The organism is Massilia sp. P2_C2 (assembly GCF_056404615.1).
This window is the reverse complement of the sequence record NZ_JBFUDR010000208.1, coordinates 1-11393: the sequence shown is the minus strand read 5'-3', so window position 1 is coordinate 11393 and position 11393 is coordinate 1. Positions and strand designations below refer to the sequence as shown.

Sequence of the window (11393 nt, the reverse complement as noted above, 5' to 3'; positions counted from 1 at the left end):
AGTATCAAATTTCRCCACACCCGCGCCAAGCCTGTCGCGCCTGGCGTCTCAGCAGACCAAACGCGTCACGGACGTGCGGTGCAGGGCCAACAGGGCGCTAGTCGTACAAGACGACGCGGGCAAAATCGTGTTCGTCAGCAAACAGGGAACCGAGCTGCTGGAATCAACTGCGGAGGCGCTGGTACAGATGAACGTACGCGAGCTGGCGGCGCAGGGCCACGGCTGGCTCAACCCGAGGCACCAGCTGTCCCTGTCGTGGAACCAGCCCATCTGCATTCATACCACCGTGCGTCAGGGACTCGGCCAGGAGTTTCTCGCCGAGGTTCAATTGGAACGTATCGAGATAGATGGACGCAGCTATTGCCTTCACATGGTGCGAGACATTTCGCAGCAGCTCCGTACCAAGGAAGCCCTGCGGCGCCTGAACACGAACCTCGAAGAACAGGTGGCCATCCGCACCGCACGGCTCAGGGAGGAAAAAGTACTTGCTGAAGGCAAAAGCAAGGCAAAAACTGATTTCCTTGCCCGGATGAGCCACGAAATTCGCACTGCCATGGGGGTAGCCATCAGCCTGACCGATCTGGCGCTGGCCCATGCAACTGATCCGCGCCAGAGCGACTACCTGAACAAGATCCGCATGGCTGGCACCCATCTGCTGAGTATCGTCGACGATATTCTTGACCTCAGCAAGATCGAAGCCAACAAGCTTTGCCTGCGCCCTGCTGACTTCGACTTCGAGCCCTTTTTCGATGGATTGAAATGCATGAGCCAGAGCGCAGCGGATAAGGGATTGGTGCTGTCGTTCGACAGTGATCCCCTGCTCCATCGAGTCATCCGGGCAGACAGCGTGCGCCTCAAGCAGGTGCTGCTAAACTACATCTCCAATGCAATCAAATTTACTAACGCCGGGCGAATTGCAGTCCATGCGAGCTTGCGCTCAGCGCCTGATGGCGCTCCACAGATATTGTTCGAGGTAGCTGATACCGGCATTGGGCTCACCCCGAGCCAGGTAAGGCACTTGTTTCAGCCTTTCTATCAAGCAGGCAGTCCGGAGGTCAGCCATTACGGCAGCACCGGCCTTGGTCTGTCTATCTGCAAGCAGCTGGTGGAACTGATGGGAGGGAAGGTCGGGGTCAGCAGCAATGCTGGTGTCGGTAGCACCTTCTGGTTTCAGATCCCAATCAAGTGGGGCAAGGCCATCGGGGGCTGCAGCACGGCGCACGTCAACGGAGAGCAGGCCCGGGAGCAATTGCGGCACCAGGTGAGCGAGTGCGGCCTTATCCGCGTGCTCGTTGCGGATGATAACAAAGTGAACCAGCAGATCGTGCTGGAGATGCTCGCCCGATGCGGCATCGAGACCGTGCTTGCCGACGACGGCCGTGCTGCGCTGGAGGTGCTTGCCCGCCAGCGCATCGATTGCATCTTAATGGATTTGCAAATGCCCGTGGTGGACGGCCACGCTGCGATACAGGCCATCCGGCGCAACCCTGCTACCGCGTCACTGTACGTGATTGCGCTGACAGCCGATGTGCTGGTTGACAATACTCAGCGTTGCGGCGATAGCGGTTTCGACGCCATCCTGGCCAAACCCTTTTCCCCGCGCGCGCTATACCAGCATATCAGCGAAGCCCTGTCGCGATCACGACCAGTATCGGATCAACCGGATCAGACCAGAGGACTGTTGCGCTGGATGGAGGGCGACTCGAAGGCTGAGCAGCGCCTTCGCGAGCTCTTTCTGCTGGTCGCGCTGGACTGCTCGGCGCAAATACGCAAGGCCTGTGCCGCCCGCCAGTCGATGGAAATCGCGCGCCAAATCCATAAGCTGCTGCCCAGTGCACGCATGGTCAATGCCGTTGAGGTAGCCCGCCTGTGCACGGAGCTCGATCGTCAACTGGTTGGACCCAATTGGCACCATATCGCACGCATCGCCGCGACGCTGGACGAAGTGCTGGGCCAAATGGGGTTGGCACAGTCGGCCGCCGCGCCCCTGCAAGTGCCTTGGGACCGGCCATGATCCGTGTGGTGATTGCGGACGACCACCCGATGATGCGCGAGGGCGTGAAGTACATGCTCGGCCGTACCGAAGATCTTGAAATTGTCGGCGAGGCCGGCAATGGCCTTGAAGTGATTGCGGCGGTGCGCATGCTCGATATCCACGTCCTGGTCCTGGATCTGAACATGCCGGGCCGGCATGGGATTGAACTCATCGCCCAGATCGTTTCGGAAGCGCCCAAGGTGTCCGTCCTCGTCTGGAGCGGACTGGATGAACGACAGTACGCGCTACGCGCCATGCGGGCCGGAGCGCGCGGCTACGTCAACAAGGAACGCGAAACCGACCAGCTACTAGAGGCCATTCGACGGGTTGCTAGAGGCCAGCGCTGGATTGATTCGGAAGTCGCCGAACTGATGGCCCAGGCCTGGCTGTCGCCGAGCCCGGACCTCCCGCACAATTGTCTGTCGCCACGCGAGTACGAGGTCTTCTGGCTGCTCATCCAGGGGCACTCCGTGGCCGAGATTGCGCGAAGTCAATTCTTGAGCACTAAGACGGTGAGCACCTACAAGGCACACATCCTGGAGAAAATGAACGTGCAATCCGTCGTGGAACTCGTGCATTATGCGGTGGCCCACAGATTGCTTGATTGCTAACAGTCCTTCGCGTTCCCTGTGCCCGCGTGCACGGGGGGGCGGATCGGGCCCCGCTGTACCGCCACCACTAGGCGGCCAGGACATCGCGATAGATGCCGCGTTCACGCGGATGATCCAGGTTCGAGTTGTGCCACAACAGCGTAAAGTCGCCGCGGTAGCGACGGCATAGCTGTCGATAATGGGTCAGGATGTCCACAGCTCCGCTGCTCCACGGCGCTAACCAGTAGCGCATTGGCTCCATCGACAGCAAGGGCCGCTGGCGCAGATGCATGGCGCGTCGCCCGACCAGGTCGAACATGGCGAATTCGCGACAGGTACCGCAGCGAAAACCGGGATGGCTGGCATAACCCAGGCTGGAATCGTAATCAAGACCGTTCTCTTCCCACAGTTGTGGCGTGACGTGAACACGCCAGCGCAAGTAGTGCTGGCGTCCGCCCAGAATCGGCTGGCTGATGCCCAGATCCGCCATTGCGGCGCGCAAGCGGGCAACGCTACGTGACATGGCGTTCGGATGGTGATAGGTGTTATAGCCAGGATGAATACCGATCTCGTGCCCCCTTGCATGCACCGTGCGCATCAGATCGAGCAGCCGCCGATCATGCAAGTCAATGCTCTGGTCAATTGCGGGGTCGGTCACGGCCGGAATGAGATTGAATGCGACCCGGTTCCCCTCGTGCGAATTGACGTCCATGATCCAGTCCAGCGCCTGCAGATAAGGATCGCGCCCGTGTTCACCGCGGCGCACTGCCATGTAATTGCCGACAAGGGTCGACATGCCGCGTGCCGTTCCCTGGCGCAGGCTGCGCCCTACCATGCGTTTCAACAGACGGTAGGCCGAGGCGCACGCCGGGTCGACCGGCAGGTCAACGTCACAGCTGATCAGGGTACGCGTGACCCGCGTCGCGCGCTGCATGTTCGGGCATATCTTTTGAATTGCGGCCCACAGGATCTCGGCGTATTCGTCAATAACGGGACGCTGCTGGAAGCCTGCACGCACGGCCAGGGCAGCCTGGTCGGGAAATCGCCCATGCTCGTCCTGCGCCAGGCTATCAAGTTCTTCGTACCGGCTCAGCATGAAGAACGCCGAGCCGATAATATCCAGCGGCAGTCGAATCACGCCGGCCGGTTGCACCAGGGTAAAGCTTTCGCCAAAAATGACCGGCACCGTCTCTTCGCAAAGCACAGCATCCAGCCCGGCGCTGCGCGGGTCCCAGAGCGGCAAGGGTAAGCGAATCTGGGTTCCCGCATCGGAGATGCGACGATAGACCTGGTCGAAAAATACATCGGGCATCTCGATCCAGCCGGCCCCGCACAGCAAGCGATACTGGCGCGGCAGCCCCTGTCGCAGGGCATAATCGAGGCCGAGAAAGTTCTTGAACAGCACGTCGCATACCCAGCAAATCTCGGGCGTGACAGCCGGCACCAGCAATATCAACATGGCGATACCTCAGCCGATGCTTGACTCAAAGTGGCGTGCGCTTGCGCCATGGCGTGGCGCAGGCGGCGCCTGCGCACGCGGTTGGCTTCGATCTGTTTAAGTCGCGCCGGGGTTGCTGGCAGGCGCTCCAGAGTCGACAATGCGTGGCGGTCGACGATGCGCACATTGTGGCGCCGGATCTCGATAATGCCCAAAGCATGCAGCGTGGTCAGGGTGCGGCAAACGGTTTCGGGGGTGACGCCGAGCAGAGAGCTGATGTCGCATCGCCGCATGCGCAAAATGAACTCCGAATCGGAATAGCCCAGCGCGGCGTGGCGCGACGCAAGGAGCATGAGAAAGCGCGCAATGCGTGCTTCGGCGAAGCGCAGCGCGAGCAGCCTGATCATCTTCAATTGGCTTTCCAGTTCAGCGCTGATCGCGTTGAAGATGAGGTCGTGCAAATCTGGATGGGTCTGGCGCAGGTTCAGCAGCGCCGCGTAAGGAATCAGAATCAGCTCGCCACTGCTGAGCGCCTGCGTACAGGACGGGTGGCGGCCCGAGTCAATGCCATCGATACCTAAAATACTACCGGGCATGGGAAAGCCGAGCACCTGTTCACCTCGCCCGTCATTGACGGCGAAGGTTTTCAGGAAGCCCAGGCGGACGATGGCGATGGCACGAAACACCTGATCGATTTCGAACAGGCGCTGGCCGCATTCGAAGCGTACCCGCCGTAAGCGAGGCAGGCAGCGGTGCGTCTCGCACGGGTCTCGCTCTTGCAGCGCCAGGTACACGTCGGCTGCCGACACACTGCAGGGACGCTGGCGCTCTGCCCATGCCCATCCAGAATCCTGATGCATGGTCACATTGTCGGAATCGCTTCCGTATTCGATCGTAGAGTCCATCGAACTGCTCCTTCGTCAATGACGGTACCGATCCCCGGGGCCTTGCGGTGACTCGACTGGTCTTGAGGGCCGAAAATAATGGGGTTGCAATCAGTTTGGCACTGACATTGGCCGCCAGAAATCGGCTAGGCGTCCGTAATCGCGCAGACATTTACTAGTTATGGGATAGGGAAAATCCTAGGCGGGGCTCAGAATTTGTGAGGGGTGCCTTCTTGTTTTGCAAAACTGAGCACCGTCAAACAGCGTGAGCAGGTCGGCCACTAGGATGGTTCTAGCCCTGAATGACGGACGCCCTACGGCAGCGTTGTCGCAGCGCTCTACCGGAGCCGGCGGTCGGGAAAGATACCGGCACCAATTTGTGTCCTCTCACGGCGCGTCCAATGCAATGTGCACTTGCAGCGCCGGGGGTCGCGTGTCGCGCCCAGCGCCAGGTCATGGCGCAACAGTCTCCGCATCGTGCCGGCGATCATGCGCAGATGCAATTAATAGTTGTGCCGATCTGCACGGCGTTCGTATGAACCTGGCTTGATCAGCAGATGAGGTCGATGTAGTTGCAGCAGACGATAAACCGGATTCCTCAGGTGCTATCTGAGACGCCATGTGTTTGAGGAGGCTGCGACAGGCGAGCTATCGAAATGCCGACGGTCCCTCAACCGGCAAATGGTGAACTCGGGTTGCTTGCAGGAAAGCTGGTCACTAAAGCTGCGTCGATCAGAGCACCAAGATGACGCTCGTGTGCAGATGGCTGCGGCACATCCGACGCCGGCACTCGCAAGCGGTGAGATGACCAATCACGTAGCACGCTGCATCACGCGATTGGTCGTATCGACAGGCTTCATATCGTTACTGCTGACCGCCGAATAAAATGCCCAGTCGACGCATCGTCGCCTCTTCACCGGAACCAGGATATTGCACAGGAATTAGCTCCACCACCTTTCGCCCCAAGTCTCAGATTCGGCTGTCCTAGCGCCACAATATGCTCATTGTCCTAGCAATAATGCGCAGGTCCATCCAGAAGCTGCGCTCGTCAACATAACGCTGATAGAAAGCCAGCTTAACCGGCAGAATGATCTCGATATAAGTGCGCTCCGGGTCGGCTTCCCCGGCCAACAAACCACCTTCATCGCGGTACTGGATCGAGCCCCATTCTGTAATGCCAGGAGGAACCGACAGCACCTTATCCCGCACTGCACTCGGATAGCACGCGACATAGCGCGCCAGTTCAGGTCGCGGGCCCACCAGGCTCATCTGACCCAGGACGACATTGGCCAGCTGCGGCAACTCATCGAGTTTGGTGCGGCGCAGCCAGTGGCCCGCGCGAGTGATGCGCGGTTGGGGCCACATCCTCGGTGCGCTGCCAGCCGCGCCATCACACGCCATCGTCCGAAATTTGAATATTGAAAATGGCACCCCATGACGGCCAACGCGTTGCTGCACGAACAAAGCCGGGCCCGGCGAATCGAACCTGATCCAGCACGCGATGAGCAGCATGAGCGGCGCCAGCAGACACAGGGCGATCAGGGCCGCCAGCAGGTCGAAGCAGCGTTTGAGCTTCATAACAGCTCCGCAAGGGCGTCGCACACGCGCCGCTGATCGGCCTGTTGCATGCGGGTATAGAGCGGCAGCGACAGGATGGTGCGGAACGCCTGGTCGGCGTGCGGAAATTGTCCATCCCGCAGTCCGTAGGTATCGCGCCAGTAAGGATGGCGGTGGAGAGGGATAAAGTGCACGCTGGCGCCGATGCCGCGTTCATAAAGTTTGCGGATTAATTCGTCGCGATCGATGGCGGCATGGGCTTGCAGGCGCACTGGGTACAAATGCCATGCATGGGTGCCGCCGGCAGGAGCCGCTGGCGGCAGGTCCAATGGCAAGCCGGCCAGGACCTCATGGTATGTGCGTGCAAGCTCGGTACGCCGCCGCAGGAAATCATCGATCTTGCGCAGTTGCTGAATTCCGATGGCAGCGGCAATATCGCTGAGGTTGTACTTGAATCCCGGTGCCACCACTTCATAAAACCAGGCTGGGACCTTCGACACGTAACGGTCGAACGCATCCTGCCGGATTCCGTGAAGGCGCATCACGCGTGCGCGTGCCGCTAGTATGGGATCACGGGTGACGAGCATGCCCCCTTCGCCAGTGGTCATGGTCTTATTGGCATAGAAGCTGAATACCGTTGCATCGCTGTCAAGGGTGCCGATCAGGCGCCCGCCATAACGCGCCGGGAAAGCATGGGCAGCATCCTCGATCACGGCCACCCCATGCGCACGTGCCAGCGCGATGATCGGGTCCATGTCACACGGCAGACCGGCGAAATGCACAGGTATCACGGCGCGTGTACGTGGGCTGAGCGCCGCCCGCATGGCTTCGATGTCGATGTTCAGCGTCCCCGGTTCAATGTCGACCAGTACCGGATGCGCGCCCAGGTAGCGTACCACTTCGGCCGTGGCCGTAAACGTCATGGTGGGCACGATGACCTCGTCGCCTGGCCCTACCCCGGCCGCTTCGAGCGCCAGGTGCAGCCCGGCGGTGGCTGAACTGACGGCAAGTGCCTGCAGCCCTGGGCCTAGATAGTCGGCAAATTCGGCCTCGAAGCGGCGCGCTTTGGGGCCGGTGGTAATCCAGCCGGAACGCAGCGTGTCGAGCACCTCGGCAATTTCCTCTTCGCCGATGTCAGGCAACGAGAATGGCAGAAACTGCGGCCCGGAGGCTAGCGGGGTCGGATCAGGGACGGACAGCTTCATGGTGGTCTCCATCAGGTCGGAGGGACGCTGCACCGCACGGTGCAGCGCAGGCACTTAGGAAGAACGGCGCCAGGTGGCGGTAGTTGTGTTGCGCCAGCACGTGGGCGCGGCCCCGTTCGCCCATGCGCACGCGCTGAGACGGGGCAAGAGCGCATAGCGTTGCGATGGCGTCGGCCAGCGCGCTCGCATCATCTGGTTCGATACTGATGCCACATCCGGCCTCGGCCACGGGATCGTTGCCAGCCTTGACCGCATGAACGATCGGCAGAGCGGCCATCATGTAATCCATCAGCTTGTTCGGGGCGATACCAAAACGGTACAGAGGATGCGGGCGCCAGCCGAGATAGGCCAGGTCAAACTGTGCGAGCAAAGCCGGTACCTGGGCTTTGGGTAACGGGTCAAGGAAGAATACGTTCTGCTGGCCCTGCGCGGATGCCATCAGGGCTGCCTTGTCGGCGCCGGCGCCTGCCAACACGAAAGCGTAGCGCCGAGGGTCGAGCCGCCGCGCCGCATCGAGCATCGCTTCAAGCGCATTGGCCTTGCCATGTCCCCCCGCATAGCCGACCACGAAACGACCCTGCGCCTTCTGTTGTGCCAGCAGGGTTGCCACCGGCGCCGGCAGCTGCTGGGCACCCTGTTCCCACTCGTCCGGATCGATACCATTGGGTATCCATTGCAGCTTGTGCGCAGCCATGCCGTGTTCCTGCAGATAGCTGCCTACATGGGGCAGCAGCGACACCACCGTATCGGCGCGTCTGCAGGCGTAGTCTTCGGCTGTCTGCAGCAATTGCACGAACGGGTGCCAGCGGGGCATTCCGTGCAACTCCACCGGGGTCAGCGGCCACAGGTCATGCACCTCATACACCAGGCGTGCACCGGCGCGGCGGGCAATCGCGGCCGCGGTCCAGATATCGAGCGGGTACGTGCTGGAGGCGATGACCAGATCAGGCGCCAGCTCACTGGCCAGGGCTTTTGCACGACGTGCGAGAGCGCCAAGGAAAACAGCAATATTCGCCATGCGGCCGAGCCCGTTCCCCCGGTAACGTGGTGTGGCAATCCATCGATAGTCGATACCGTCGATCCACTCCTGCTGCATGGCCTGGCCGTTCATCACTGGCGCCTGTTGTCGCAAGTGCGATGCCGAGGCAGCCACAATACACACGGCATGGCCTGCCCTGACCCACTCCCGGGCCATGTAGTAGGGACGAAACTCCATGCCATGATGGGGGGAGCCGGCGTAATGATTGATGAGCAATATCTGCATGAGGGTTCCTTACCACGCCCACGACTCAAGCAGTCGAGTGAGATTGTGTTTGCTGGTTTCGCGCCAGTTCGTGCGCCAGTGCACCGGGTGGGTGGTGAAGTAGATGCGCTCATGAATATCGAAGACCTGCAGCGGCGAACAGGGGGAATACAGTTCAGGAAAGGGCCGGTCACTGATATAGATGTCAAAGCAGCGCATCAATGCCTCGTCGTAGGCCTCATGGGTGATGCCGCAGCGCTGGCGCAGCGCTGCGTTCTGTAGCAACTCGTGGTTGATGATGCCGAGCTTGCGGTTTGCAAAGTCACCGTGGCTGGCGACCGTGCGCAGCTTGATGCCGGTGCGCCTTTCGATATCGGTAAAATTGATGAAGAACCGGTCTTCGACCTCACCCATGCGCGCCCGCAGCTTGTCGGGACAGCGAATGTCGTACTGCTTCACGAAATCCGCGATTTCCTCGAAGTGGTAGCTTGCCTCGCTGCCATACTCCTCAATCTCGACCATCAGCCGGGTATCAAGCGTAGTCAGGCGAAAGTAATAGCTGGCCCGGACTCCAAGGGAGCGCTCGATCTCGAACAGGCAGCGGGCCGTGGCCGGATCGGTGTCGATATCGTGGCGCAGCACCATGATGCGTTGTGGCCTGACCTGCCCAAGGCCGACGAAGTCGCGCACCGACATGAGCGCATAGCCGGCGCCGATCGCTGCGCGCAGCAGCGCGTCGTAGTCTGAAGTACGGTCGGCCATCAGATAATCTGAATAGATACGGCGGCCAACGTTAATCATGGAATTCATAGCTCACGTAATGGGGCTGGAACCCGAGCATGCGTTTGAAGGACTGCATACCTGCACTGGCGCCAAAGTAGGTGTCATACATCAGAAAGCGCGCCCGACCTTCGGTAATGAGCGAACTGACCAGGTCGACGATGAGCAAATGCATGATCCCGTCGTTGTTGCGGTAGCCCATCAGCTGTGCCAGTGCCGCGAAATCTCCGTAGAAACCCATGTTGGCATACGCTACCAGCTTGCCGCAGGGTGCGAACACCCCGTAGTAGCGGAAATTGGGGAGCTGATCGAAGTGCTCCGCTCGGGTCGTGTAAGCGGCCGACATCGGGCGCCCCTGACGCTCAGTGAGCGATGTGTTGATGGCGTGAATTTGATCGACATAGGCATTACGGTCAATCGTGGCAAACGTGTAGCCACGCTTGCGCGCGCGCTTGGCAAAGCTGGCCCCCCGGTTTTTGCCACCGATCTCGGCCAGATAGCGTTCCGGGGAGTCGAACTGTCGCAGATTCACGAGTGCAACCCCAATCGACTTGTGGCGGACCAGGGGAAAACGCGGGTGCGGCTTGGTAAAACTAAGGTAGGTAGCGCGAACCTCGGTAGGATTGAGATGGGCCTGGAATTGCAGTCGTACCCTGGGCATGCGTCGCAACTCGCCCAACAGGGCACGATACTTGTGCCAGCGTGCCACTATCCTGGTATCTGCCTGCTCTGGAGCCGTGGCGGGCACGCTCACCGCCGCATGCTCACGGTCCAGAAGTTTCGTATACAAGGCCTGCAACGACGTGAATTCGCGCTCCCAGTGGAAGTGCGACAACACCGCCGTGCGGCCATTTGTCCCCATGCGCTGTGCGGCCAACGGATCGGCGTTAAGACTATCGATCGCGCCGGCGATCGCAGCGGGATCGAGTGGATCCACACAAACGCCACACTGGAAAGTATCAATGATCGCCTGCCAAGCGGGAAAGTTCGAGGCGATCACGGGAATCCCGGCCGCCATGTATTCGAACATCTTGATCGGGAGCGAATCCAGATAGTTCGCCGTCGGGTGCAAAGTGACGAGACCGGCGCGCGATTGCGCAAGCAGGCTGCACACTCCCTTCCGATCGACCTGCCCGAGGGTATTGACACGCTGCCAGCCGGGTTCGCGTTGCAGTTGGCCGAGCAGCTCTGGCGCCGCGGCGCATCCGGCAAGGTTCAGGCGCGTCGCCCCGCGCACCTGCCCCATCGCACGGACCATTTCATGCGCCCCACGTATGGCCGTAATATCACCCAGGTAGCACACAGTGTCCTTGCGTTCGTCCCATGGCGTCGGGGCCGGAAATTCGGCCAGCAAGGGATRGTTGCAAATGCACGTCGTGGCGCTGTTGTAGGGCGCAAACCGGTTGGCAATGCTGGGGGTGGCAGCAACAATTCCGTCGAACCGATGCGCCGTGACCTTCTGTAGCCAGCCATAAGCGGATGCGAATATGCGACGCAGCGGCCGCGCCAGATAGGGCTTGCTCAGCAATTGCAATGGTACGTCTTCATGGGCATCGAAGACTACCCGCTTCCCTCCGCGCTTGAGCAACAGACCCACCGGCAGCAGCTCGGGGTCGTGTAACTGGTACAGGTCACCTTGCAAGGCCAGTGCCGAACGATAC

9 protein-coding genes are annotated in these 11393 nt (G+C 60.5%); 2 read left to right on the top strand and 7 right to left on the bottom strand.

Going from position 1 to position 11393, the window contains the following annotated elements; genetic code table 11:
- Both AC1DYX_RS21240 and AC1DYX_RS21235 read left to right on the top strand, forming a co-directional pair.
- On the top strand, positions 1 to 2014 hold a 2014-nt coding region (locus AC1DYX_RS21240; RefSeq protein WP_477262487.1), incomplete at its 5' end, for an ATP-binding protein.
- A complete protein-coding gene (locus AC1DYX_RS21235) occupies positions 2011 to 2646 on the top strand; it encodes a response regulator (RefSeq protein ID WP_477262485.1) in 636 nt (211 codons plus the stop codon). The genes AC1DYX_RS21240 and AC1DYX_RS21235, both read left to right, overlap by 4 nt.
- A gap of 67 nt (positions 2647 to 2713) precedes the next feature.
- Here the strand turns inward: AC1DYX_RS21235 and AC1DYX_RS21230 are convergent, their stop codons facing one another.
- From AC1DYX_RS21230 to AC1DYX_RS21200, 7 genes are all read right to left on the bottom strand, one after another.
- Positions 2714 to 4084, bottom strand: a complete 1371-nt coding sequence (locus AC1DYX_RS21230; RefSeq protein ID WP_477262483.1) for a polysaccharide deacetylase family protein — start codon at positions 4082 to 4084, stop codon at positions 2714 to 2716.
- Entirely contained in the window at positions 4078 to 4968 is an 891-nt protein-coding gene (locus AC1DYX_RS21225) for a Crp/Fnr family transcriptional regulator (protein ID WP_477262481.1), read from the bottom strand. Before AC1DYX_RS21225 ends, AC1DYX_RS21230 begins: the two co-directional genes overlap by 7 nt.
- A 963-nt stretch (positions 4969 to 5931) precedes the next feature.
- Positions 5932 to 6525, bottom strand: coding sequence for a sugar transferase (locus AC1DYX_RS21220; RefSeq protein ID WP_477262479.1), 594 nt, complete (start codon positions 6523 to 6525; stop codon positions 5932 to 5934).
- A complete protein-coding gene (locus AC1DYX_RS21215; protein ID WP_477262477.1) occupies positions 6522 to 7709 on the bottom strand; it encodes a DegT/DnrJ/EryC1/StrS family aminotransferase in 1188 nt (395 codons plus the stop codon). The genes AC1DYX_RS21220 and AC1DYX_RS21215 overlap by 4 nt, the downstream gene beginning before the upstream one ends.
- Entirely contained in the window at positions 7690 to 8973 is a 1284-nt protein-coding gene (locus AC1DYX_RS21210; protein WP_477262476.1) for a glycosyltransferase family 4 protein, read from the bottom strand. The genes AC1DYX_RS21215 and AC1DYX_RS21210 overlap by 20 nt, the downstream gene beginning before the upstream one ends.
- A 9-nt stretch (positions 8974 to 8982) precedes the next feature.
- A complete protein-coding gene (locus AC1DYX_RS21205; protein ID WP_477262474.1) occupies positions 8983 to 9762 on the bottom strand; it encodes a hypothetical protein in 780 nt (259 codons plus the stop codon).
- On the bottom strand, positions 9746 to 11393 hold a 1648-nt coding region (locus AC1DYX_RS21200), incomplete at its 5' end, for a glycosyltransferase (protein ID WP_477262472.1). The genes AC1DYX_RS21205 and AC1DYX_RS21200, both read right to left, overlap by 17 nt.